General features: G+C 60.7%; 21 protein-coding genes, 1 tRNA gene and 1 pseudogene. 7 read left to right on the top strand and 16 right to left on the bottom strand.

The annotated features are described in order from the left end of the window. Nucleotides 1–23: 23 nt before the first annotated feature. The 4 genes from ITX55_RS20595 to ITX55_RS20580 all read right to left on the bottom strand — a co-directional run bounded on the left by ITX55_RS20595 (nucleotide 24) and on the right by ITX55_RS20580 (nucleotide 4243). A complete protein-coding gene (locus ITX55_RS20595; RefSeq protein ID WP_033643743.1) occupies nucleotides 24–1634 on the bottom strand; it encodes an MFS transporter in 1611 nt (536 codons plus the stop codon). After that, the gene (locus ITX55_RS20590; RefSeq protein ID WP_164106614.1) at nucleotides 1627–2052 is read right to left on the bottom strand and encodes a DoxX family protein; all 426 of its coding nucleotides are present in this window, start codon (nucleotides 2050–2052) and stop codon (nucleotides 1627–1629) included. Before ITX55_RS20590 ends, ITX55_RS20595 begins: the two co-directional genes overlap by 8 nt. A gap of 9 nt (nucleotides 2053–2061) precedes the next feature. After that, nucleotides 2062–2892, bottom strand: a complete 831-nt coding sequence (locus ITX55_RS20585; protein WP_033643745.1) for an alpha/beta fold hydrolase — start codon at nucleotides 2890–2892, stop codon at nucleotides 2062–2064. A gap of 160 nt (nucleotides 2893–3052) precedes the next feature. Continuing rightward, on the bottom strand, nucleotides 3053–4243 hold the full coding sequence (locus ITX55_RS20580) for a sugar transporter (protein WP_213587880.1): 1191 nt from the start codon (nucleotides 4241–4243) through the stop codon (nucleotides 3053–3055). A 260-nt stretch (nucleotides 4244–4503) separates the two neighbouring features. Here ITX55_RS20580 and ITX55_RS20575 point away from each other — a divergent pair, with 260 nt between their 5' ends. Further along, nucleotides 4504–5190 (top strand): aspartyl/asparaginyl beta-hydroxylase domain-containing protein, encoded by a 687-nt coding sequence (locus ITX55_RS20575; protein WP_028127723.1) that lies wholly within the window; start codon nucleotides 4504–4506, stop codon nucleotides 5188–5190. 17 nt (nucleotides 5191–5207) lie between these two features. On the opposite strand, the gene ITX55_RS20570 is transcribed toward ITX55_RS20575, so the two are convergent. Then, nucleotides 5208–6140: an aromatic alcohol reductase gene (locus tag ITX55_RS20570; protein WP_197755861.1), complete on the bottom strand. Its 933-nt coding sequence runs from the start codon at nucleotides 6138–6140 to the stop codon at nucleotides 5208–5210. 86 nt (nucleotides 6141–6226) lie between these two features. Between ITX55_RS20570 and ITX55_RS20565 the strand changes: the two genes are divergently transcribed. After that, nucleotides 6227–6646, top strand: coding sequence for a helix-turn-helix domain-containing protein (locus ITX55_RS20565; protein ID WP_197755860.1), 420 nt, complete (start codon nucleotides 6227–6229; stop codon nucleotides 6644–6646). A 29-nt stretch (nucleotides 6647–6675) separates the two neighbouring features. On the opposite strand, the gene ITX55_RS20560 is transcribed toward ITX55_RS20565, so the two are convergent. The 5 genes from ITX55_RS20560 to ITX55_RS20540 all read right to left on the bottom strand — a co-directional run bounded on the left by ITX55_RS20560 (nucleotide 6676) and on the right by ITX55_RS20540 (nucleotide 11715). Beyond that, nucleotides 6676–7392 carry an ABC transporter ATP-binding protein gene (locus tag ITX55_RS20560; RefSeq protein WP_197755859.1) on the bottom strand — a complete coding sequence of 239 codons (717 nt, stop codon included), beginning with the start codon at nucleotides 7390–7392 and terminating at the stop codon, nucleotides 6676–6678. Then, a complete protein-coding gene (locus ITX55_RS20555; protein ID WP_033643750.1) occupies nucleotides 7389–8264 on the bottom strand; it encodes an ABC transporter ATP-binding protein in 876 nt (291 codons plus the stop codon). Before ITX55_RS20555 ends, ITX55_RS20560 begins: the two co-directional genes overlap by 4 nt. Next, nucleotides 8261–9547 (bottom strand): high-affinity branched-chain amino acid ABC transporter permease LivM, encoded by a 1287-nt coding sequence (gene livM, locus ITX55_RS20550; RefSeq protein WP_197755858.1) that lies wholly within the window; start codon nucleotides 9545–9547, stop codon nucleotides 8261–8263. Before livM ends, ITX55_RS20555 begins: the two co-directional genes overlap by 4 nt. Before the next feature lie 10 nt (nucleotides 9548–9557). After that, nucleotides 9558–10472, bottom strand: coding sequence for a branched-chain amino acid ABC transporter permease (locus ITX55_RS20545; RefSeq protein WP_033643752.1), 915 nt, complete (start codon nucleotides 10470–10472; stop codon nucleotides 9558–9560). Nucleotides 10473–10596: 124 nt separating this feature from the next. Further along, nucleotides 10597–11715, bottom strand: coding sequence for a branched-chain amino acid ABC transporter substrate-binding protein (locus ITX55_RS20540; protein WP_016927040.1), 1119 nt, complete (start codon nucleotides 11713–11715; stop codon nucleotides 10597–10599). Between the two features lie 456 nt (nucleotides 11716–12171). Here ITX55_RS20540 and ITX55_RS20535 point away from each other — a divergent pair. Continuing rightward, nucleotides 12172–12247: transfer RNA gene (locus ITX55_RS20535), tRNA-Asn, on the top strand. Nucleotides 12248–12320: 73 nt separating this feature from the next. Here the strand turns inward: ITX55_RS20535 and ITX55_RS20530 are convergent. The 3 genes and pseudogenes from ITX55_RS20530 to ITX55_RS20520 form a co-directional block, all read right to left on the bottom strand. Next, a pseudogene (locus ITX55_RS20530) lies at nucleotides 12321–13528 on the bottom strand (aldose 1-epimerase family protein). Between the two features lie 414 nt (nucleotides 13529–13942). Continuing rightward, entirely contained in the window at nucleotides 13943–14245 is a 303-nt protein-coding gene (locus ITX55_RS20525) for an XRE family transcriptional regulator (RefSeq protein ID WP_016927038.1), read from the bottom strand. A 4-nt stretch (nucleotides 14246–14249) separates the two neighbouring features. After that, nucleotides 14250–14603 (bottom strand): type II toxin-antitoxin system RelE/ParE family toxin, encoded by a 354-nt coding sequence (locus tag ITX55_RS20520; protein WP_223085341.1) that lies wholly within the window; start codon nucleotides 14601–14603, stop codon nucleotides 14250–14252. Nucleotides 14604–15041: 438 nt separating this feature from the next. On the opposite strand from ITX55_RS20520, the gene ITX55_RS20515 reads away from it, so the two are divergent. Continuing rightward, nucleotides 15042–16337, top strand: coding sequence for an MFS transporter (locus ITX55_RS20515; RefSeq protein WP_223085340.1), 1296 nt, complete (start codon nucleotides 15042–15044; stop codon nucleotides 16335–16337). A 26-nt stretch (nucleotides 16338–16363) separates the two neighbouring features. Then, nucleotides 16364–17170, top strand: a complete 807-nt coding sequence (locus ITX55_RS20510; protein ID WP_223085339.1) for a substrate-binding domain-containing protein — start codon at nucleotides 16364–16366, stop codon at nucleotides 17168–17170. Here ITX55_RS20510 and ITX55_RS20505 read toward each other — a convergent pair. From ITX55_RS20505 to ITX55_RS20495, 3 genes are all read right to left on the bottom strand, one after another. Next, nucleotides 17145–18044 (bottom strand): LysR family transcriptional regulator, encoded by a 900-nt coding sequence (locus ITX55_RS20505; RefSeq protein WP_223085338.1) that lies wholly within the window; start codon nucleotides 18042–18044, stop codon nucleotides 17145–17147. The genes ITX55_RS20510 and ITX55_RS20505 overlap by 26 nt on opposite strands. A gap of 102 nt (nucleotides 18045–18146) precedes the next feature. Then, nucleotides 18147–18512, bottom strand: coding sequence for a diacylglycerol kinase (locus ITX55_RS20500; protein ID WP_033643759.1), 366 nt, complete (start codon nucleotides 18510–18512; stop codon nucleotides 18147–18149). Nucleotides 18513–18718: 206 nt separating this feature from the next. Continuing rightward, complete coding sequence (locus ITX55_RS20495; RefSeq protein ID WP_122016229.1) at nucleotides 18719–19843, bottom strand: N-acetyltransferase; 1125 nt, start codon at nucleotides 19841–19843, stop codon at nucleotides 18719–18721. 738 nt (nucleotides 19844–20581) lie between these two features. On the opposite strand from ITX55_RS20495, the gene ITX55_RS20490 reads away from it, so the two are divergent. After that, nucleotides 20582–22321, top strand: a complete 1740-nt coding sequence (locus ITX55_RS20490; protein ID WP_033643761.1) for a fatty acyl-AMP ligase — start codon at nucleotides 20582–20584, stop codon at nucleotides 22319–22321. Next, on the top strand, nucleotides 22318–23232 hold the full coding sequence (locus ITX55_RS20485; RefSeq protein ID WP_223085336.1) for an NAD(P)-dependent oxidoreductase: 915 nt from the start codon (nucleotides 22318–22320) through the stop codon (nucleotides 23230–23232). The genes ITX55_RS20490 and ITX55_RS20485 overlap by 4 nt, the downstream gene beginning before the upstream one ends. The last annotated feature ends 20 nt before the right edge of the window (nucleotides 23233–23252 follow it).

Below are 23252 nucleotides of genomic sequence, written 5' to 3'. Positions count from 1 at the left end.
CTTCTCACCGCCTGGCCGTGCAGTTAATGCTTCACCTGACGCCGGTCGAGCGACAGGAAGTGATGCACCACCGGTTTCTCAGGGCCGATATGGAAGCGCAGCGCCTCCTGCTGCAGATCGGCGTCGGCGTGCGATACCCGCTGGTGCTGCCGCAGATGCTCCGCCCAGGATTCCACCAGGAACCACTCCATGATGCATTCCGGATCGCCGGTGTGCTCGGTGATGCCCCAGGCGTAAGCGCCATCGCGGCGACGCGCCCGCTCCAGCATCAGCAGCGTGCGCAAGAACTGCGGCCGATCCTGCTCGCGAATGCGGTACTCCACCTGAATCATCACCGGGCCGCGATCGTTCTCGACCGGCGTGTTAACCAACGGCTCCGGCCAATGGTTCGACGGCTGCAGATCGGCCTCGCCGGTCGGCAGACGCAGGCGGTGGAACAGCAGCCCCGCCGCCAACAGGCCGACGCCGCCGACCAGCAGCGTGGCGGCCACGCCCAGCTCCTGCGCCACCAGCCCCCACAACAGGCTGCCCGCCGCCATCGCGCCGTTGAACACCATCAGATAGATGGCCAGGCCGCGGCCGCGCACCCAGTTAGGCAGCACGCCCTGCGCCGCGCCGTTGAGCGTGGTCAGCGCAATGATCCAGCCGGCGCCCAGCACCAACAGCAGCACCACCGCCAGCCACTGCGGCGGCGCCAGCGACAGGGCCGCCATTACCGCCGCCGTCAGCACCGCCGCCAGCAACACCAGCCCGTCGGCGTTCAGCCGCTGGCGCAGGCGCGGCAGCACGATCGCCCCAAGGATCGCCCCGGCGCCCACCGCCCCCAGCAAGACGCCGTAAAAACCGGCGCTGCCGCCCAGCATGCGGCGCGCCACCAGCGGCAGCAGCGCCCAGACCGAGCTGGAGAAGGCGAAGAACACCGCAGCCCGCAGCAGCACCACATGCAGCTCGCGGCTGGAACGGGCATAGCGCAGCCCGGCGCGGAAGGCGCCGAAGAAGTGTTCAGACAGCCCGCTGTCCTCAACCTTCGGCCGCTTCCACCACAGCAGCGCCGCGATCACCAGCACATAGCTCATCACGTCCGCGCCGTAGGCCGCGCCGGCACCGAAGCTGGCCAGCAGCAAACCGCCGGCCGCCGGGCCGATGGAGCGGGCGATGTTGATGCCCAGCGAGTTCAGCGCCACGGCGTTTTTCAGCTCGGCGCGCGGCACCAGCTCCGGCACGATCGCCTGCCAGGTCGGCCCCATCAGCGCCGCGCCGATACCGCCGACGAAGGTCAGCGCCAGCAGGTATTCCACCGTCAGCGCGCCGGTCTGCGACAGCAGCAACAGGCTGCCGCTGACGCAGGCCAGCAGAATTTGCACGAAGATCAGAAAGCGTCGCCGATCGAGAATGTCCGACAGCACCCCGGCCGGGATGGCCAGCAGGAACACCGGCAGCGTGGCGGCGGTTTGCATCAACGCCACCGCCGAAGGGTTGCTCGACAGGTCGGTGATCAGCCACGAGCTGGCGACGTCGCGCATAAAGCTGCCGACGTTGCCGAGCACCGTGGCGCCCCACAGCACCGCAAATAATGGAATTTTCAGCGGCGCGAAGCCGCCCGCCGCCGCCTTGTTTTCCGTCTGTTCAGCCATCCGTTCGCTCCTTCAAATCGTTAAATGCCACCAGCAACAGCGCGCCGGCCAGCCCGAGGTGTTCAAAAAATCCGTTCATCATCTGGCCGCGCTCCGCCCCGTCGAACTGCCAGAACGGATTGGCCATCAGCGTCGCCATCAGGGTAAAACCGGCCAGCGCCAACGCGCCGAGCCAGCGATAAAAACCGCTCAGGATCAGCGCCGACGCCGCCAGTTCCAGCAGCGTCACCAGCACGGCGAACAGCGCCGCCGGCTGCAGGCCGAAGTGGGCCATCTCGGCGATGGCGCCCTCAACGTTCAGCGCCTTGACCAGCCCGCCCTGAATATAGGCGGCGCAGATCGCGAGCAGCAGCACCCAGCGCACCGCAGGCGCGTGCAGCCGCTGCGCGCAGCGGGCGGCGATAACAGTCAGGTTCATCGCGCCCCCTTAAAACGGCGAATTCTGGATGAAGGCCAGCAGATCGGCGTTGAAGCGATCGGGATCGGCCTGCGCCAAACCGTGAGAGCCGCCGGCGTAAACATTCAGCTCCGCCTGTTGCATAAGCTTAGCGGCTTTCAGCGCCGAGGCGCCGATCGGCACGATCTGATCGGCGTCGCCGTGCACCAGCAGCGTCGGCTTGTCGATCGCCAGCAGATCGGCGGTGTAATCCACTTCGGAGAACGCGCGCACGCAGTCGTACTGCCCTTTCACGCCGCCCTGCATGCCCATCAGCCAGAAGCTGTCGATCAGCCCCGCGTTGCTCTCCACCTCGTCGCAGTGGAAGCCGTAGAACGGCACCGCCAGCTCTTTGAAGAACTGCGAGCGGTTGCCCGCCACGCCGCTGCGAATGCCGTCGAACGCCGCCATCGGCGTGCCCTCTGGGTTGACCGGCGTCTGCAGCATCAGCGGCGGCACGGCGCCGACCAGCACCACTTTCGCCACCCGATCGCTGCCGTGACGGCCGATGTAGCGCGCCACTTCGCCGCCGCCGGTGGAATGGCCGACCAGGATCAGATCGCGCAGATCCAGCGTTTCGATCAGCAGGGCCAGATCGTCGGCGTATTGGTTGATGTCGTTGCCGTGCCAGGTTTGATCAGAACGGCCGTGGCCGCGGCGATCGTGGGCGATCACGCGGAACCCGCTCTGGCCGAAAAACAGCATCTGGTTGTCCCAGGCATCGGCGGACAGCGGCCAACCGTGCGAGAACAGGATCGGCTGGCCGCGGCCCCAATCCTTATAGAAAATGCGTGCGCCATCGGGCGCGGTAAGAGTGCTCATGACGTGTTCCCCGCTCGGTATCGAATTGGATTTTGGACGGGTTAACAGTACGGCAGGCGCAAAGGCAGTGATAACGGAATAATTTTCGCATGATCGCGAGTTTTTTTGCTGAAGAAGCCGGCGTCGCCGCCGGCTCAGGAAGACAGGGAAACGCGGCCGCTTAACGGCTGTGGTGGTGCTGCAGCCGTTCGCTGCGGTAGGCGCTCAGCAAGCACCAGCCGAGGGCGATCAGCGCCAGCGGCGCGGCGACGAAGCCGATGTTGCCCATGCCCAGATGCAGGCTCACCTGGTTGCCCAGCAGCGCGCCGCTGCCGATGCCGAAGTTGTACAGGCCGGAGAAGATCGCCATCGCCACGTCGGTGGCGTCCGGCGCCAGGCTCAAGACCCTGGCCTGCATCGACAGGCCGATCGCCATGATCGCCATGCCCCAGAAGATGCACAGCACCGTCAGATGGCTTTCGCTGCCGGCGGCCGGCAACAGCAGCAGCAGGCTCAGGGCCAGCAGCGTAATGGCGCCGATAAAGAAGCCGGAAGGAAAACGCTCGCTGTAGCGGCTGAACAGCAGGCTGCCGACGATGCCGGCGGCGCCGAACAGCAGCAGCATCAGCGTGGTGAAGTTCTCCGACAGCCCGGCCACGGTCTGGATAAACGGCTCGATGTAGCTGTAGGCGGTGAAGTGCGCCGTCACCACAATGATGGTCAGCATGTAAAGCGCCACCAGCGCCGGGCGCTTGAACAGCAGCGGCACGCTGGCCAGCGAGCCGGAATGCTCGCTTTTCAGCACCGGCAACAGGCGCCACAGCAGCGCCAGCGCCAGGGTGGCGCACACCGCGATGCCGATAAAGGTCATGCGCCAGCCGAGCAACTGCCCGACCACCCGCCCGAGCGGCAACCCGAGCACCATCGCCAGCGCGGTGCCGCCCGCCAGCAGGCTCAGCGCCTGGGCTTTCTTGCCCGGCGGCGCCACGCGGATCGCCAGCGAGGCGGTGATCGACCAGAACACCGAGTGCGCCAGCGCCACGCCGGCGCGCGAGATAACCAGCGTGGTAAAGTTCCAGGCCACGGCGGTCAATATGTGGCTGGCGATAAACAGCATGAACACGCCGATCAACAGTTTGCGGCGCTCGATCTTGCTGGTCAGCAGCATGCACGCCAGCGAGGCGGCGGCGACGATCCAGGCGTAAATGGTAATGATCAAGCCGACCTGTTCGGTTTGCATCGAAAAGCTGGCGGCGATATCGCTCAGCAGACCGACCGGAATAAACTCGGTGGTGTTGAATATAAAGGCCGAGACGGCGAGGATGACCACGCGCAACCAGGCGGTTGAGCGGGAAACGGGAGCGTGTTCCATGGTAAAAAAAATCCGGACAGGTGCGGGCAAGTCGCGATATTTTAACCAACCGGCCCGCTAAATGCGATACGCGTCACATTTTAATTGTGTGGTTTTTTTCACCGCCCATCGACACGCTCACCGACGCACGGTTGCCAAAATGCTGTGCTAATCTATTGAAGCGTACCAATTTTTCCTGCCGCTCTTCCCCGGCCGCCCACGCGCCGCGCCGAAGACCCGCGCAGTGTCCCTTTGGCGTTTCCTGAGGCGAGGTCATTATGATGTCCGCGATTTATGATTGGTCCGTACTTGCCCTGCGCAATGTTTACGATCGCCGCATCCAGGGCCAGCCGGTGCTCGACAGCGCGGCCCTCTTCCCCGACGCCGAACGCTTCACCGCCCAATGGCGGCAGATCCGCGAAGAGGCGCTGACGGTCGCCCACGATCTGCACAATATCCCGCGCTTCCACGAGATCATGAGCCAGCAGGCGTCCATCTCCGCCAACGACGCGCGCGACTGGCGCATGTTCATCATGAAGGCCTATGGCCAGCCCATCCCCCGCAACCTGGCACGCTGTCCGACGCTGGCGGCGCTGATCGCCTCCTCGCCGGACGTGCTGTCCGCGTCGCTCTCCTTCCTGGCGCCCGGCAAACAGGTGCCGCCCCATCGCGGCCCGTTCCGCGGCATTCTGCGCGGCTATCTGGTGCTGGACATGCCCAAACGCGCCGACGGCGCGCCGGCGGCGGTGCTGAAGGTGGACGGCCGCGAATATCGGCTGCACGAGGGGGAGTTCATGCTGTGGGACGATACCTTCGAGCACGAGGTATGGAACGACAGCCCGCAGGTGCGCACCGTGCTGCTGCTGGACATTCGCCGTCGCGACATGCCCGGCGGGCTGCGGCTGCTCTCTAGCGCCATCATCGCGCTGGTGCGGCTGAACGTGCGCTGGATGCAGCGCCAGTTCTGACTGCGGCGCACAGGCGATTAACCGCCCTGAGAAGCCAGCCACTGGCCGGCGGTGGTGGCGGCCATGCCCTGGCGCGCATTGAAGGTGTTCGCCTTATCCCAGGCCACGCCGTCGGGTCGGGCGAAAGCCAACCGGTATTTCGCGCCGACGTCATGCGGATGATTCCGCACCTCCGCCTGCAGCCTCTCTTTGTCCAACAGGACTCTGTTGACCTCCACGCCCCAGTGCGCCTGCATAAGATCGGCAAGCTCACGGTAGGTCAGCGTGTCCCCGGCGATATAGACCACCTGGTTGCGAAACGCGGGCCGATGGAAAAAAATCGCGGCCGTCAGCCGGCCAATGTCCTCGGGAGTGGTCAGCGTCACCGCATACTGCCAATCGCCCAGCGCGCGCACGGTTTTGCGTTCCGCATCCACCACGCCAAAACCCGAGTCAAACAGGTAGCTGGTGAAAATGCCCGTGGAAACAATCACCCACTCCGTTGCGCTCTGCGCGCGCAGCAGGTGACGCACCTCGAGCTGTTCATCCCACACCGGCTGCCCGCTGCCTTTACCGACGACATCGTAGTCCACGCCGAACTGCCACGGGAAGTAGCGCGCCACGCCGGCTTGCAAGACGGCCTGGGTGATCTTTATCTGCGTGCCCGGCCCGCCGACAAAGCCGCTGCAGTTGATCACCGCGTCGAAGGAACGGAATAGCGCACTCAGCGCCTCCACGCCGTTTTGCTGCAGATCGCCTTCCACCACGGCGATCCCGAGCCGCGCCAGCGCATCCCGCCGCGCCCGGAGCGGGCCGTTGACGGCGCGGGCGGCCTCCGGCCGGAGCAGCACGCTGATTTTTAAAGATGGATATAGCCGAGCCTGCCGGCTCATCGCACGCAATACCGGCAGCCCCAGTTCACCGGCGCCGAGTATGAGCACGGTATTGATGGATGGATTGGTGGATTTCATGCTTGCCTCCTGTCTTGACACTGCGTCATCCTGACAGCTGACAAAAACGGGTTCAATTAGGTACACGCGTGATACCGGAGAGGAATATGACGAGCGATCGGGAAGCGCTGCTGCAATTTTCGCAGGCGTTCTGTGAAGCATTGAGCAACGACGATGAAGGGCTGAAGCGCGAGATCCTCGCACATGCGGGCAACCGTTGGTCGCTGGGGGTATTGCATATCCTGGGCACCCACGGGCCGCTGCGCCACGGCGAACTAGGCCGCCAATTAGCGGGCGTGACGCAGAGAATGCTGACGCGGACGCTGCGCCATCTCGAGCGGGATGGGTTGATATCGCGCTGCGATTATCAGGAAAAACTGCCCCGCGTGGTTTACACCATCACCGAGGCCGGGGAAGAGATGCTGCTCAACATGCTGCCGCTCTGGTCGTGGATTATCGCCTCCGCCGACGCCTTCAGAGCGGCCCGCTCGCACTACGATAGCCAAGAGCGCGACGCCGAAAAATGAACGCGGGCTTCCCTGCCCGCAGGCGGCTGTCAGCCGCCGCCCAGATACGCCTTTCTCACCTGCGGATCGTTCAACAGTTCTTCCCCGCTGCCGGTGAGGCGGATCTGGCCGTTGACCATCACATAGCCGCGATCGGACAGTTTCAGCGCATGGTTGGCGTTCTGCTCCACCAGAAACAGCGTCATGCCGCTGCGGGTCAGCTCGCGCAGCACCCCGAAGATCTGCCGCACCACGATCGGCGCCAGCCCCAGGCTCGGCTCGTCCAACAGCAGCAGCTTCGGCCGGCTCATCAGCGCGCGGGCGATCGCCAGCATCTGCTGCTCGCCGCCGGACATGGTCATCGCCCGCTGGTTGCGCCGCTCCTTGAGGCGCGGAAACAGCTCGAACATGCGCGGCAAATCCTCCTCCAGGTAGCGATTGCCGACGGTGATGGTGCCCATCAACAGGTTCTCCTCCACGCTCATGTCCGGAAAGATGCGCCGCCCCTCCGGCGCCTGCGCGATGCCGCTGCTGGCAACAAAGTGCGTGGAGCGGCGGCTGATGTCCTCGCCGCCAAACAGGATCTGCCCGCCGGCGATGCGCGGCTGGCCGAAGATCGACATCAACAGCGTGGACTTGCCCGCGCCGTTGGCGCCGATCAGCGCCACCGTCTCCCCGGCGTTCACCTGCAGCGACACCTGGCGCAGCGCCTGGATCGGCCCGTAAAACACATCGACCTCGCGAAATTCCAACATCGCTTCGCTCATCCCGCCAGCTCCTCTTCGTCCGCGCCCAGGTAGGCGGCGATCACCGCCTCGTTGTGCTGGATCTCTTGCGGCGTGCCGCGGGCGATCACATCGCCGTGATCGAGCACGATCACCCGATCGGAGATCTCCATTACCATGCCCATGTCATGCTCGATCAGCAGCACCGTGATGCCGTGATGCTGGCGCAGGAAGCGGATGATGCGACTCAGCGCGGCCGTCTCCACCGGGTTCAGCCCGGCGGCCGGTTCGTCGAGGCAGATCATCTCCGGCGCGGTGCACATGGCGCGCGCGATCTCCAGCCGCCGCTGCTGGCCGTAGGACATCTCCCCCGCCAGCCGGTTGGCGCAGTCCGCCAGATCCACCACCTCCAGCCAGTAGAAGGCGTGATCGAGCGCGGCGCTTTCCGCCCGGCGGTAGCCCGGCGTATTCAGCACCCCGGCGATCAGATTGCGGTTGCTCTGCATGTGCTGCGCCACCAGCAGGTTCTCCACCACCGACATTTCGCGGAACAGGCGGATATTCTGGAAGGTGCGCGCCAGCCCGGCGCGGTTGACCAGGTGAGTGCCGCCGAACATCTTGTAATAGAGGCGCGAACCGAGCCGCTTCGGGCGTATCCAGTCGCCGGCGCGGAACTTCTGCCCCAGCACCTGGATCACGTCGGTCGGCCGCTTGTGGGTATTGAGCAGGATCGCGCCGCCGGTGGCGCGATAGAAACCGGTCAGGCAGTTGAACACCGTGGTCTTGCCGGCGCCGTTGGGGCCGATCAGGGCGGTGATGGAACCGCGCTCCACCTCCAGATTGACGTCGTTCAGCGCCTTGATGCCGCCAAAGCGCATCATCAGGTGTTCCACCCGCAAAATGGCGTCGCTCATGGCGCCACCCCCTTGCGTTCCGCAAAGCTGACGCGGCTGATGCGCACCAGCCCGCGCGGCCGCCAGATCATCATCGCCACCATCAGCACGCCAAACAGCAGCACCCGGTATTCGGCGAAGCTGCGCAGCAGCTCCGGCGCCACCGTCAGCACAAAGGCCGCCAACACCACGCCGAGGGTGGAGCCCATGCCGCCCAACACCACGATCGCCAGGATCAGGGCCGACTCGAAGAAGGTGAACGAAGTCGGGTTGACGAACCCCTGATAAGTGGCGAAAAACACCCCCGCCAGCCCGGCGGTGGAGGCGCCCAACATAAACGCCGACAGCTTCACCAGCACGTGGTTCAGCCCGAGGGAGCGGCAGGCGATCTCGTCCTCGCGCAGCGCCTCCCAGGCGCGGCCGATCGGCATGCGCGTCAGCCGGTGCTTGATGTACAGCACCAGCAGCACCACCAAAAACAGCATCGCGTAGATGAAGATGAACTTGAGATTGGGATTGTAATCGATGCCGAGAAACTCGTGGATCGGCACCCCACCGTCTTTAGCGCGCCGGCCGAACTCCAGGCCGAACACCGTCGGCGCCGGCACCGAAATGCCGTTCGGCCCGCCGGTGAGCGACATCCAGTTGTTCAGCACCAGCCGGATGATCTCGCCGAACCCGAGCGTGACGATGGCGAGATAGTCGCCGTGCATACGCAGCACCGGAAAGCCCAGCAGCGCGCCCGCCAACGCCGCCATCAGCGCCCCGAGCGGCAGCATCGCCCAAAAACCGAGCCCGAGATACTGGTAGCCCAACGCCAGCCCGTAGGCGCCGATGGCGTAAAACGCCACGTACCCCAGATCGAGCAGCCCCGCCAACCCGACCACAATGTTCAGCCCCAGGCCGAGCAGCACGTAGATCAGGCCGAGGATCGCCACCGTCAGCAGGTATTTGGTGGCGACGAACGGAAACAGCAGCGCGATCGCCGCCATCAGCGGCAGGAACCAGCGCAGATTGGATTTATAGCCCAGCGGACGTACGTACACGCCGTCGTTGCCGCCGTCGAAGCGCGCCAGCACCTTGCGGCCCGGCACGGTTTGCAGGAACAGGCTCAGCAGCAGCCGCCCGGCCATCACCGCGACGATGATCCACACCAGCCGGTGCGGCTCGAAGTTAAAGCTGTAGCCGTTCAGCACGATGCCGACGATCGGCCCGAACACGATCAGGGCGATCAGCCCGGCCAAAACGGCATCCAGCAGGCTGCGTTTGACGTTCAGCCCGCCGTTGATTACGGATTGCGACATGGCGTTCTCCTTAAACCTTGGCGACCAGCGGCCGGCCGAGCAGGCCCTGCGGGCGGAAGATCAGGATCGCCACCAGCAACCCGAAGGAGAACACGTCCTTGTAATCCGAATTCACCATGCCGGCGAACTGCGCCTCCGCCACGCCGAGCAGCAGCCCGCCCAGCATCGCGCCCGGCAGCGAGCCGATGCCGCCCAACACCGCGGCGGTGAAGGCCTTGATGCCGATGATAAAGCCGACGTAAAAATCGAAGGTACCGTAGTTCATGGTGATCAGCACCCCGGCCAGCCCGGCCATGGCGGCGCCAATCACGAACACCAGCGAGATCACCCGATCGGTATTGATGCCGAGAATCGAGGCCATTTTGCGATCCTGCTGGGTGGCGCGGCAGATGCGCCCCAGCCGGGTGCGCTGAATGATGTAGGTGAGGATCGCCATTCCGAGCAGCGACGCCACCAGAATGAACACCTTGGTGTAGGTGATCTGTACCACGCCGCCGTCGAATTCCAGGCGGAACACGCCGCTCAGCAGCGTCGGGATGCCCTGCTGACGCGGCCCTTGGCTGATCTGCGCATAGTTTTGCAGGATTAACGACATGCCGATGGCGGAGATCAGCGGCGCCAGGCGGGTAGAGTTGCGCAGCGGCCTGTAGGCGATACGCTCGATCACCCAGCCGTACACCCCGGTGATGACGATGGTGAATACCAGCGTGCCGAGGATCAGCAATGGGAACGATTGCAGCCCGAAGAACGACAGCAGCGCCAGACCGATGGCGCACAGGTAGGCGGAGATCATGTACACCTCGCCGTGGGCGAAGTTGATCATGCCGATGATGCCGTAAACCATGGTGTAGCCGATGGCGATCAGGCCATACACCGCGCCGAGGGTCAGGCCGTTGATCAGCTGTTGCAGAAAGAATACATCCATAATGAGCAGTCTCGCCTGGTAAGGCCGCCAACGCAGTCCGACGCGGCCCAAAGGTAGTCGCGGAACGGGCGCGCCAAGGCGGCGGCCCGTCGGTCATAGGGTCACACCCTCAATGTTCGGCCGTTTACAGTTGGTGATATTTGCCCTTGTCATCCCATTGATAGACCACGTAATCCGAGACCTTCAGATCGCCCTTCTGATCCCAGGCTTTTTTACCCATCACGGTGTCCACATCGTGCGACTTCAGCCATTCGGCGGCCTTGGCGCTGTCTTTGCCGCCGGTGGCGTTGAAGGCGGCGGCGATCGCCTGGATCGAAGCGTAGGAGTAAAGTGTGTACCCTTCCGGCTCAAAGCCGCTGGCGCGGAACTTGGCGATCACCGCCTTGCCTTCCGCGATCTGGCGCGGATCGTTGCCGAAGGTCATCAGCACGCCGTTGGTGTACTGCGGCCCGCCGGCGGCGGTCACCAGCTCTTCGGTCACCACGCAGTCGCCGGAGAAGAACTTGGCGGTCACGCCCTGCTCGCGCATCTGGCGCACCAGCGGCCCGGCTTCGGGATGGCAGCCGCCGAAGTAGACCACGTCCGGCTTGACCGAAGCGATCTTGGTCACCAGGGCGTTGAAGTCTTTCTCGCCGCGCGACAGCCCCTCATACAGCACCTCTTTAACCCCGCGCTTGTTCATCGCCGCCTTGGCGGCGTCCGCCAGCCCCTGGCCGTAGGTGTCTTTATCGTGGATCACCGCGATGCGTTTGGCCTTCAGGGTATCCAGCATGTAGTTGGTGGCGATGACGCCCTGCTGATCGTCGCGCCCGCACATGCGGAACATGGTCTTCATGCCGCGCTCGGTGATCTGCGGGTTGGTGGAACCGGGAGTAATGGCGATGATGCCGGCCTCGTCATACACCTCGGAGGCGGGCATGGTGGATGAGGAACAGAAGTGGCCGACCACCGCCGACACCTTGTCCTGATCCACCAGCCGGTTGGCGACCGCGACCGCCTGTTTCGGTTCGCAGGCGTCATCCCCCTGCACCAGTTTGATTTTTTCCCCTTTGATCCCGCCGGCGGCGTTGATGTCCGCCGCCGCCTGCGAAGCCCCGCGCCAATACTGATCGCCATAGGTGGCGTTCGGCCCGGAGAACGGCCCGGCAACGCCGATGACGATATCGGCCTGCGCGGAAAAAGCCGTACCTAGACAACCGATGAGCAAAGCAGCGAGCGGACTTTTTATCAATTTCGATGACATTGTTATCTTCCTCAGCACTGTTGTAGCGAAACGCCCTGGGGCGCGGATCAGTCACTTTATGTGTAGACGGGGAAAATAATTTTCTTGAGAGCGCAGTCGCATTCCCCAAAAATGGGTAAGCAAAAATCCAGCCATTGTGACGACGAATACATATTGTTTGCTTATTCATCCTACATATCAGTTGCGGCGCGGCGTGTGGCGGCGTTAACCAGGATCTGGCCAATACGGTTAGCGCGAGTGGAAGTATGGGTGGGAGAACGGCCCTGCACCATCGCCGTGCAAAGGCGTGTGCAAGCGGCGTCAAAACGATTGGGGATGCAAAAATCAACGCATAGCGATGGAAAATGCCGAAAAACAGCGCAAGGTGCTCATTCCCTCAGCAAACGCGCTTTTTTTGCAGTTTAGCGCTTTGACAAACCCCGGATGCCCCGCTATTATTCGCCCCGTTCCAACGATTCCTCTGTAGTTCAGTCGGTAGAACGGCGGACTGTTAATCCGTATGTCACTGGTTCGAGTCCAGTCAGAGGAGCCATATTTAGAGAAGCCCGCTTAAGGAAACTTAAGCGGGCTTTTTGCTTTAACGCTGAATGCATGGACAGGCAGCGTTACTCCTTGGCTATCGGCGCGTCATTCTCTTCAATTTTTACCTTGCCCTGAATATCCGCAATCTTCTTCTCCAGATCCGCCACCTGCGCTTTGCTGTGCAGCAAGGTATAGGTCAGATCAAACTGCGCACTGGCGCCAGGCTGCAGCTGCTTAACGCGTTTTTGTTCGCGCTCAATAGTGACCGGGTAGGCATAGCTGGTGCCCGGCTCAATCCCCGTCACATACCCCTGTTTTAACGTATCGGTATTCTTCCACAGCGTCAGGACGGGCAGCTGGCGGGTATCGAACTGAATTGCCACCCCTTTGTCGCCCGCGTTATTGACCAGCGCCGCCAGCGTTTGATGATTCGGATCCGATAATGGCTTAATGTTAAAGACCATTTCATCGAACCCTTTGGTTGGCCCGGCATAGGTTCCCCAGGTCTTCAGCCCGGCTTTGGCATAGTCGTTAAACGGGCTGATGCTGGCGATCGGCGCCAGGAAGCGGGCACCATTTTCCAGAATCGGCGCGCGAAATTGCTGTGATAAATAATCTGGTAGTCATGGGGATAATCCGCCCGATTGGTTAACACATCATGCAGGCTGAAACTGTTGCTGCCGGGCACATAGCGCAATTCGGTCAGGGTTTGCAGATCGGCTTTTTTGAATGTGCTCTCTTTGATCAGGCCGCGAATACGAATTTCATACGGCGCCGTATCCGCTACCTCAACCTCAACCCGCGAGGCCGGCGTATTGCCCGCTTTGCCGTGCAACGTGTAAATTTGCCCTGCGTCGGTCACCGGATGCCCGGTCCACTCATAGCCACAACGCACCATCATCTCATTGAAACCTTCCAGCCAGCCGAGCCCATTGCGGCTTTCCAGGTTGATAAAGGCGGGGTTGACCACCTCTTTGACCGGAGAATCCCATCCCATTTTCGCGCCAAAGCCTTCTGCCCGCAGGAGGTTCATGCCGCGGGTGGGGCTCAGCGTGATGGTCAGGCCATCCTCGCTGCGGATAATGACGACTTTGCTGCCTTCTTGCTTGCCGCCGTGCAACACTTTCTGCTCAATGCTGAACGTTTTATCCTTCACCTTCAGCGCCTCACTCGAAATCTTCCAGTTTCCTTTCTCCACGCCATCTTCAGCGCTGGTCAGCACCCAACTCTGCGCCGCCGCCTGCCCTGAAATCAGGGCCGAAAACACCGCCATAACCCATGCCTTTTTCATTTCCCTTCCCCTTTAGCTGAATCGATTTTTTTCTAAGCAAGGAAAATCTACTGTTAAGCAGGTTAAAGAAATGTGATGAGCTTCACCGGGTGAGTATTTGAAGAAATAGCGCGATAAAAATACGAATTTCATCGCAGTTTTAATGAAAGACGTTGATTTTTTGCACACAAAACGAGCTGCTTATCAACATAATTTGTATCGTTTCAGCTAAGGAGCAAGGAGACAGTTACGGGCAAGCAAGACACCGCGAAGGGAGTGCGGGTGGCTTGTTTAACGCTATCCGGCCCAAACGAAAGCGCTCAGACAGCCTGCCCGTCTTGAGCCTCGTTGCTTTCACGGCCGCCTGCTTGTGTCAAAGCACAAAGCCCGCACCGGGGAATCTGAGCGGGCTTTGTGCCTTTCTGCCGTTAGCGCTTACAGCACAAACTCGTAGTGAGAGCCGTCCGGCAGTTCAATGTCCAGGCGCAGTTTGCCGCCGGCCGCCTCAACATAGCGTTTAAGCGAAGACAGTTTCAGATCGCGGCCCGGTTTTTCCATCACGGCAACGGTCGGCTGCCTGATCCCCAGCGCCTGCGCCATTTCAACCTGCGTTTTCTGTACTTTTTCACGCAGCTCGGCAAGGTGAATGTTCAGCATGATGTCCGCCGCCAGCGCCTGCGCTTTGGCCACGACCTCGGGCTTTTCATCCGCAATAAGCTGTTCCAACGTTCTGCCCATCGCGTCACTCCTTCTCGTTTAATGTGTTCAGCCAGTTCGTGAATTCCCGATCGGCAACCTGGATCATCCGATCGTAAAAACGCTTTTCATTACCGGCTTTATTGCCCGCGCAAAGCACAATGCCAATACGGTACGGATCGAAAGCGAAGAATGCCCGCAACGGTTCGCCTCGGCACTGAATGCGCAACTCTTTCATATTGCTGTAACGTGAGCCTTTAACCGTATCGGCATAGGGTCTGGGCAGCCCCGGCCCCTTTTCCCGCAGGACCATCAATGCGGCAAGTACGCCGGCCCGATCGGCATCGCTAAGTGATCTGAACCAATGATCAAATACATCCGTTGTTTTAATTTCCCACACGGGACCTCCCTAAAATATAGATCAGTAACTATATAGATGTAAAGCTATAGCAGAGAGGCGCTGGGATAGCATGCAAAGGCATGCGTGGTGACTGCAAGGCTGAACGTGCATCCACGTATTTTGCAAACGCAGTGCGAGGCATTCACCTTTTTACGTACGGTATCGAACAATCGTTCAGAGGCACGGGGCGCTTCCCCGCCGCCCCTTTATGAACCCTGTCACAAAAAGCGCATAACGTTTTCGGCGTTCTGCGCAGCGGGCGATGAGCGACAAACTTGTTAACGCCACGTTACATCGGGTTAGGCAACATTGTTAATGCCGATTAATGCGTCAAACGCATCGCGCCATGAGTTTATTGCGCTTATTTACTTTATTTTCCTGAGCGAGTCTTCAGCAACAGGCGCGGCGTCAAGCGCCAATAACAAACTGGAGATAAAGATGCATTCCTCTACCTCACCCATGACCACCCGGGCCAGAACCGGCGCGATACTGCGCGTCACCTCCGGCAACTTTTTAGAGCAGTTCGATTTTTTCCTGTTCGGCTTTTACGCTACCTACATCGCACACACCTTTTTCCCGGCCAGCAGCGAGTTCGCCTCGCTGATGATGACCTTCGCGGTATTCGGCGCAGGTTTTCTGATGCGCCCGATCGGCGCCATCGTGCTGGGCGCTTACATCGATAAAGTCGGCCGCCGCAAAGGGTTGATCGTGACCCTGTCGATCATGGCCGCGGGCACCTTCCTGATCGTGCTGATCCCCTCTTACCAAAGCATCGGGCTTTGGGCGCCGCTGCTGGTGCTGTGCGGGCGTCTGTTGCAAGGCTTCTCGGCGGGCGCGGAGCTGGGCGGCGTGTCCGTCTATCTGGCTGAAATCGCCATGCCGGGCCGTAAAGGCTTCTACACCAGCTGGCAGTCCGGCAGCCAGCAGGTGGCTATCATGGTGGCGGCGGCCATGGGCTTCGCGCTCAATGCGGCGCTGGAAGAAAGCGCCATTCGCGAATGGGGCTGGCGCCTGCCTTTCCTGTTCGGCTGCCTGATCGTTCCCTTTATCTTCTTCCTGCGCCGCAAGCTGGAAGAGACGCAGGAATTTACCGCTCGCCGTCACCACCTGGCGATGCGCGACGTGTTTAAAACCCTGCTGAAAAACTGGCCGGTGGTGATCGCCGGCATGCTGATGGTCGCCATGACCACCACCGCGTTTTACCTGATCACCGTCTATGCGCCGACCTTCGGCAAAAAGGTGCTGCTGCTCAGCGCTTCCGACAGCTTGCTGGTCACCCTGCTGGTGGCGATCTCCAACTTCATCTGGCTGCCCATCGGCGGCGCGCTGTCGGACCGTTTCGGCCGCAAACCGGTGCTGGTCGCCATGACGTTGCTGACGTTGGCCACCGCCTACCCGGCGCTGAGCCTGCTCGCCGCCGCGCCCAGCTTCAGCATGATGCTGGCCGTGCTGCTGTGGCTGTCCTTCATTTACGGCCTCTACAACGGCGCCATGATCCCGGCCTTGACGGAGATCATGCCAACGGAAGTGCGGGTGGCCGGGTTCTCGCTGGCCTACAGCCTGGCGACGGCGGTGTTCGGCGGCTTTACGCCGGTAGTCTCCACCGCGTTGATCGAATACACCGGCGACAAGGCTTCACCGGGCTACTGGATGAGCTTCGCCGCGCTGTGCGCCCTGCTGGCGACGCTGTATATGTATCGCCGCATCGCCATGCCGCTGCAAACCGCGCGCTAAGCCGCCATCTCAAAAGGAATGATGCCATGCAAAAACTCACTCGTTCGATCCTCGCCGCGCTGGTGTGCGCCTCCTGCAGTACGGCGGCGCTGGCCAAAGACGTGACCGTCATGATCTCCGGCGGCTTCAAAGCCGCGCTGGAGAAACTGGCCCCGGAATATGAAGCCCAAAGCGGCGACAAAATCATTCTGGTGTCCGGCCCCTCGATGGGCAAAACGCCGCAGGCGATCCCCGCGCGGCTGGCGCGCGGAGAGCAAGCCGATGTGCTGATCATGGTGGGCGACGCGCTCACCCAACTGGAAAAAGAGGGCTGGACCCAGCCGGGTTCGCGCGTGGAGCTGGCCGATTCGCCGATCGGTATGGTGGTCAAACAGGGTGCGCCCAAGCCGGTGATAAAAACGGATGCCGACCTGCGCAATGTCTTGCTGCAGGCGGACTCTTTCGCCTATTCCGACAGCGCCAGCGGCCGCTATGTCAGCGGCCAACTGTTCAAAAAGCTGGGCATCGAGGAACAGGTGAAAGGGAAAGCGCATAAGGTTGAGCGCATTCCGGTGGCCTCTGAAGTAGCGCAGGGGAAATACGCGCTGGGCTTCCAGCAGGTCAGCGAATTGCTGCCCGTGGCGGGCGTGACCTTTATCGGCGAGCTGCCTGAAAACGTGCAGTACATCACCCGCTTCGCGGGCGCGGTGACCGCCAGGGCGGAACACCGCCGCGAAGGCAAAGCGCTGCTGGACTTCCTCGCCTCCTCTCAGGCGCAGCCGACCATTCGCGCGACCGGCATGCGAACCGTGCCGGCGCCGCAGCCAGTCAGGCAGAGTGATACTGTTCAGTAATCAGCTTTTCCAGCTCGGCGGCGACGAAAGACTGCATGCGGCCGCCGCGTCTGATGAGGCCTACGGTGCGTTTCACCACCGGCTCGACCAGCGGCACCGACGTCAACACCGAGTGCTCTGAAGCGGGCATCGACATGGCGGGCACGGCGGCAATGCCGATGCCCGCCTCAACCATGCCCAGCATGGTCGTCACATGGCGAGTTTCACACACGCTGGGGCGTTCCGGCACGATGTGTTCCAGGCGCTGATCGAGCAGATTGCGATTGCCGGAGGTTTTATCCAGCGACACGTAATCCTGCTGATAAAACTCCCTCCAGCTGAGGCTCTTTTTACCGGCGAGCGGATGGTCGCGCCGGCAGGCGGCCACGTAGACGTCCCCCACCAACGGCACAAACTCAAGATTAGGCTGCAGCCGCCCGGCGAAGCAGATGCCGAAATCGGCCTGGCCGCCGGTGACCGCCTCGATGACATTGCCTGCGCTGCCGTCGATCAGTTTAACGCGCACGCGCGGATAGCGAAGCCGGAAACGGCGTATCACGTCAGGCATGAAATAGTAGGCCGCCGACGGCACCGTGGCGACGGTGACCAGCCCCACCCGCTCCTGGCTGACCTTATCGATATCAGCCATCACCGCTTCGACGTTCATCAGCAGCTGCTCCGAACGTTCGGCGAAGGCCTGCCCGTACAGCGTCAAGGTCACGCGCCGGGTGGTGCGATCGAACAGTTTGATGCCTAGCGCGTTTTCCAGCTTCTCAATCCTGCGGCTCAATGCCGACTGCGACAGGCAGATGGACTCTGCGGCCAGCCGAAAATTGCCGTACTCCACCAGCGCGCGAAACGCATAAAGATCGTTGAGATCAAAATTCACGGGCATAACGGCAACCTATCCTTACCATGGCGCCAAAGGCGTAAAGCAACGATAATAGCCGCTTATTTAGCCGCAGCAACCGGTTTAACGCCGGAGCGCGCCTCGCCGTTATCCCCCCAGCAGCACCGTCCCCCAAATAATGATGGTCATTATCACCGCCACCAGCTGCGCTGCGCCGCCCAGATCTTTGGCGCGTTTGGATAACGGATGCAACGCCAGCGAAATGCGATCGACCACGGTTTCAATCGCCGTATTAAGCAGCTCAACCACCAGCAGCAGGAAACTGCAGGCGATTAATAACAGCCGCTCCATTTTTGTAATATCCAAAGTAAATGTAACAACCAGTAAAATGGCGTTAATAACCAATAATTCACGAAACGCATTTTCGGTCAGCGCGGCGTCAATAAAGCCGGCCCAGGAGTTCCTTATGCTGTAGGTTAATCGGCTTATTCCCTTTTTCTTTTCCACAGGCATGCATTCTGCTCTCTTCAGCATCACGGCGATCGCGGTTCAATAAATCACGCGCCGTGAATTTATCTCGGGTTTATTAATTAACGGCCTTAACCGTTCCACTCTGGGGACAATGCTTTCACTCACGCTCAGTCACCCCAAACGAACGGCGCCGCACGCAATGCGCTTATTATCCTGATGGCGTTAAAAGGCGATGCGATATCAGTCGATCAAAGCGTCTTTTCGTACAAACGGTAGCGCTTATAAGGCACCGCGCCGATACGTTCTAAAATCGTCCGCATGCCGGTATTGGTTTCCAGGATCCAGGACATTTCCAGCGCGTCGATATTGCGCTTGGCGAACGGCTCGCGCAGCGCCTCAATCAACAGCAATGCAATAATCGGCCCGATGCGGCTGAATTGATATTCCTGGCGAACGCCCATCAGCGGCACGCGCGCGGTGCGAACGCCGCTGACTTTCAGCCGCCACAATAACTTCGCCCAACCGAACGGCAATAACCGCCCCTGCAGATCGGCAATCGCCTCATTAATGTTCGGCAACCCGACGATAAAGGCGCAGGGCGCGCCATCCACCTCGGCGATATGGATCATATCGTCGGGCACCAGGAACTTCAGCTGATCCCCCATGGTGGCGAACTCATGCTCGGTGAACGGAACAAACCCCCAGTTATGCTGCCACCCCGAGTTGAACACCTCGCGCAGCACCTGCATCTCTTCGCGAAAGCGCTTGCGGTTGAGGCGGCGAACGGTCACCTTTTTGCGCACCTGATCCATCATCCGGGCCAGCGACGGCGAAAAATGCAGGTCGGTTCTTTTCATCCAATAAGCAAGCAAATCAATCCCTTCGCTATACCCTTGCTGCGCTATCTGGGCCGCGTAGTAAGGTTTGGCATGGGTCATCAGGGCCGACGGCGGCGTGTCGAACCCTTCGACCAGCAGGCCGCTTTCCTGATTGATATTGAGGCTGAACGGCCCGGTGATTTTCCGCGTGCCCTTGGACCGCAACCACTCCTCCGCCGCCGTGAATAACGCGCTGAACACGGCGGGATCGTCAACGGCGTCGATCATGCCGAAGTGACCGGTATCTTCTCCGTGCAGCGCCCGGTGCAAAGAATCGATTTGCGCGGTGATGCGCCCGACGACCTTCCCCTGCTTTTTCGCCACCCACGCCTGCCATTCGATATGATCGGTGCCGGGATTCTTCTTTGACAGGTGCTCTTCGCGCTCTAAATACAGCGGCTCAATCCAGTTCGGGTCATCACGAAACAGTAACGAAGGGAAAGCAATAAATTCTTTAAGTTCGCGTTTATCCAGAACTTTCTCAATACGGATCATAAATAGCCTTACGTTTTAATAAAATAATTAAATATGAGCGCGACAACGCCTTTAGCATTTTTTATGCTGTTCTCTTTTATTGGATTGTGTATCGCCTCCGGTTCAACGATAAGAAAAACCGAATATTTCCCCCTGTGAACCAGCGCATTATTTGCCTATCACGCGCACTGAGGCGGCGTGATTAAACAAAAAAAGGAAAGCCCAACGCGGCGCTGACATGCTACGCTATGCGTGCTATTTTATTATTTAGTGCTATTTGGGCGAAAGAAACCCGCCGCTTTAAGTGTACCGACTTTAATCAGGTGGCGCGCGCCATTTTTACCACTTAATGCTCTTTTTAAGAATCAACTTAAATGAGGCATTCACTTTTTGATTTCTTGCGGCATACTGTTTAGGAAGTGTTTAAGTTCGAAGATAGCCATGCATGAGGTCATAACCTATGAGCAGACAGGTATTTCCTGCCCGACAGATGCAGACTAAAGAACGGCGAACCTCGGGTATTACAATCACCTCTCGTATATCTCCAGGTCGCCGCTCAAGGCTGATAATGCAGGCCGCTCACGCGCTACCGGGTTAATAACCGGCGTACCGCTCAAGTACGGCAATATACGCAATTCGCGGAATGAAGATGGTTGAATAACAAACTTATTCAAAACCTATTCATAGTAAAACATCAATTACCTCGCCAAGAGTGATTTAACTCTTTTGGTGATTTTTAATCTATGGCTAAGTTTGTCTATGTCTGAAACAAGTTCCGTTCATTCTCTTCCCATGCGCTATGCGGACTTCCCCACTTTAGTGGACGCGTTGGATTACGCGGCGCTCGGTAATACGGGAATGAATTTTTACGATCGGCGCAATCAACTCGTGACCGTTCTCGATTATCGCACGCTGCAGCAAAAAGCGATCTCGGGCGCGCGGCGTTTATTGTCCCTGAAGCTCAAGAAAGGCGATCGCGTGGCGCTTATCGCCGAAACCAGCGCGGGGTTCGTCGAAGCCTTTTTCGCTTGCCAATATGCCGGCCTGGTGGCGGTGCCGTTGGCGATCCCGATGGGCGTGGGCCAGCGCGACTCCTACACCGCCAAACTGAAAGGGCTGATCGCCAGCTGCAACCCGGCGGCTATCATCAGCAGCGAAGAGTGGACGCCGCTCATCGCCTCCGCCACGGAAAACGCGTCAGCGATGCACATCCTCAGCGACGCGGATTTCAACGCATTGCCGGAGCCGGAGATCGCGCTGCCGGCGCCTTCGCCCGACGATATCGCCTATCTCCAATACACTTCGGGCAGCACCCGCTTCCCGCGCGGCGTGATCATCACCCAGCGGGCGGCGATGGCAAACCTGAATGCGATCAGTCGCGACGGCATCAAGCTGCGCGCGGGCGATCGCTGCGTGTCGTGGCTGCCCTTCTATCACGATATGGGCCTGGTCGGTTTCCTGCTGACGCCGGTGGCGACCCAGCTGTCCGTCGATTATCTGCGCACGCAAGATTTCGCCATGCGCCCGATGCAGTGGCTGAAGCTGATCGCCAAGAATCGCGGCACGGTGTCCGTCGCCCCGCCGTTCGGCTACGATCTGTGTCTGCGCCGCAGCAACGCCAAAGAGCTGGCCGATCTGGATCTTTCCAGCTGGCGGGTCGCCGGCGTGGGCGCCGAGCCGATCCCGGCTGAGCTGCTCAGCCAGTTTGGCGAACACTTCAGCAGCATCAACTTCGACAGCAAAGCCTTCATGCCGTGCTACGGGCTGGCCGAGAACACCCTGGCGGTGAGCTTTTCCGATCCTTGCTCCGGCCCGCAAACCAACGCGGTCGACCGCGATATTTTGGAGTACGAGGGTAAAGCGGTCGCGCCGGGCAAAAAAACCCGCGCCGTCTCGACCTTCGTCAACTGCGGCCGTGCGCTGCCCGGCCACCGCATCGAGATCCGCAGCGAAACCGGGCAACCGCTGCCGGAGCGCCAGGTCGGCCATATCACGATTTCCGGCCCCAGCCTGATGAACGGCTATTTTTGTGATGCTGAGTCCCAGCAGCAAATTCAGGTGACCGGCTGGATGGATACCGGCGATCTGGGCTACCTGCTGGACGGCTATCTATACGTCACCGGCCGCAAGAAGGATTTGATCATCATTCGCGGCCGCAATATCTGGCCGCAGGATATCGAGTACGTCGCGGAATCCGAACCGGAAATCCGTTCCGGCGATGCGATCGCCTTCGTGACCGAAGAACACGACGAAGCGGCCAGGATCATTTTGCAGATCCAATGCCGAGTCAGTTCGGAAGAGCGCCGGGAGCAGATCGTGCATTCGCTGAGCGCGCGCATTCAAAGCGAATTCGGCATTGCGGTGGACATTGAGCTGCTGCCGCCGCACAGCATTCCCCGCACGTCGTCGGGCAAACCCGCCCGCGCCGAAGCCAAGAAACGCTGGCTGAGCGCTTCGCTCTACCCGCAAATGCCGCAGTTGGCCGGTTTCGCGCAATGAGCGGCACCGTGGCGGTGACGGGCGCGACCGGCTTTATCGGCCGGCATATCGTCCGGGAACTGCTGGCGCAGGGGTTTAGCGTGCGCGCCCTGACGCGGCAAGCCGACAAAGCCGCCGCGGACAACCTGCAGTGGATCCCCGGCGCGCTGGAAGATCGGCCTTCGCTCACCGAACTGGTGCGCGGCGCCGAGTGCGTCGTGCACTGTGCGGGCCAGGTGCGCGGACATGCGGAAGCGGTGTTCACCCGCTGCAACGTGACCGGCAGCCTGAACCTGATGCAGGCGGCCAGGCAAAACGGCCGCTGCAATCGTTTCTTGTTCATGTCATCGCTGGCGGCGCGCCATCCGGCGCTGTCCTGGTACGCCCATTCAAAACAGGCCGCCGAGCAGCAGTTGATCGCCGCCTCGGGCGAGATCGCGCTGGGGATTTTCCGCCCGACGGCGGTTTACGGGCCGGGCGATAAAGAGCTGAAACCGCTGTTCAACGGCCTGCTGCGCGGCGTGCTGCCCCGGCTGGGCGCGCCTGACGCCAGGCTCTCTTTTCTGCACGTGAGCGATTTGGCGAAGGCAGTCGGCCAATGGTTATTGGCGCAGCCCGCGCAGCCGAATATTTACGAACTGTGCGACGGCGTGGCCGAAGGCTATGACTGGCTGCGCCTGCGGGACATCGGCGCCGCCGTGCGTCACGGGCCGGTGCGGCTGGTGGGCATTCCGCTGCCGCTGCTGAAAGCCCTGGCGGATATCAGCGTGCTGTGGAACCGCCTGATAAAACAGGAGCCGATGCTGACGCGCAGCAAAATACGCGAATTAACCCATCAAGACTGGTCCGCCAACAATCAGGCGCTGTCGCAACAGATTAATTGGTTTCCACAAGTGAGTTTGGAACGCGCGCTGCGTGAAGGGCTGTTTTAATTATTCCAAGTAGAGGTGTG

The organism is Serratia sp. EWG9 (assembly GCF_019913725.1).
Classification (GTDB): domain Bacteria; phylum Pseudomonadota; class Gammaproteobacteria; order Enterobacterales; family Enterobacteriaceae; genus Serratia; species Serratia ureilytica.
Note: the sequence above shows the minus strand (reverse complement) of the source record. Positions and strands in the feature narration are given on the sequence as shown.

Coding starts and splice junctions, on each gene's coding strand:
- ITX55_RS20595 (WP_033643743.1), bottom strand. CDS start 1,634: ATGGCTGAACAGACGGAAAACAAGGCGGCGGCGGGCGGCTTCGCGCCG.
- ITX55_RS20560 (WP_197755859.1), bottom strand. CDS start 7,392: ATGAGCGAAGCGATGTTGGAATTTCGCGAGGTCGATGTGTTTTACGGG.
- ITX55_RS20525 (WP_016927038.1), bottom strand. CDS start 14,245: ATGGGCAGAACGTTGGAACAGCTTATTGCGGATGAAAAGCCCGAGGTC.
- ITX55_RS20580 (WP_213587880.1), bottom strand. CDS start 4,243: ATGGAACACGCTCCCGTTTCCCGCTCAACCGCCTGGTTGCGCGTGGTC.
- ITX55_RS20490 (WP_033643761.1), top strand. CDS start 20,582: ATGTCTGAAACAAGTTCCGTTCATTCTCTTCCCATGCGCTATGCGGAC.
- ITX55_RS20585 (WP_033643745.1), bottom strand. CDS start 2,892: ATGAGCACTCTTACCGCGCCCGATGGCGCACGCATTTTCTATAAGGAT.
- ITX55_RS20575 (WP_028127723.1), top strand. CDS start 4,504: ATGTCCGCGATTTATGATTGGTCCGTACTTGCCCTGCGCAATGTTTAC.
- ITX55_RS20540 (WP_016927040.1), bottom strand. CDS start 11,715: ATGTCATCGAAATTGATAAAAAGTCCGCTCGCTGCTTTGCTCATCGGT.
- ITX55_RS20485 (WP_223085336.1), top strand. CDS start 22,318: ATGAGCGGCACCGTGGCGGTGACGGGCGCGACCGGCTTTATCGGCCGG.
- ITX55_RS20500 (WP_033643759.1), bottom strand. CDS start 18,512: ATGCCTGTGGAAAAGAAAAAGGGAATAAGCCGATTAACCTACAGCATA.
- ITX55_RS20505 (WP_223085338.1), bottom strand. CDS start 18,044: ATGCCCGTGAATTTTGATCTCAACGATCTTTATGCGTTTCGCGCGCTG.
- ITX55_RS20510 (WP_223085339.1), top strand. CDS start 16,364: ATGCAAAAACTCACTCGTTCGATCCTCGCCGCGCTGGTGTGCGCCTCC.
- ITX55_RS20590 (WP_164106614.1), bottom strand. CDS start 2,052: ATGAACCTGACTGTTATCGCCGCCCGCTGCGCGCAGCGGCTGCACGCG.
- livM (WP_197755858.1), bottom strand. CDS start 9,547: ATGTCGCAATCCGTAATCAACGGCGGGCTGAACGTCAAACGCAGCCTG.
- ITX55_RS20555 (WP_033643750.1), bottom strand. CDS start 8,264: ATGAGCGACGCCATTTTGCGGGTGGAACACCTGATGATGCGCTTTGGC.
- ITX55_RS20515 (WP_223085340.1), top strand. CDS start 15,042: ATGCATTCCTCTACCTCACCCATGACCACCCGGGCCAGAACCGGCGCG.
- ITX55_RS20495 (WP_122016229.1), bottom strand. CDS start 19,843: ATGATCCGTATTGAGAAAGTTCTGGATAAACGCGAACTTAAAGAATTT.
- ITX55_RS20565 (WP_197755860.1), top strand. CDS start 6,227: ATGACGAGCGATCGGGAAGCGCTGCTGCAATTTTCGCAGGCGTTCTGT.
- ITX55_RS20570 (WP_197755861.1), bottom strand. CDS start 6,140: ATGAAATCCACCAATCCATCCATCAATACCGTGCTCATACTCGGCGCC.
- ITX55_RS20545 (WP_033643752.1), bottom strand. CDS start 10,472: ATGGATGTATTCTTTCTGCAACAGCTGATCAACGGCCTGACCCTCGGC.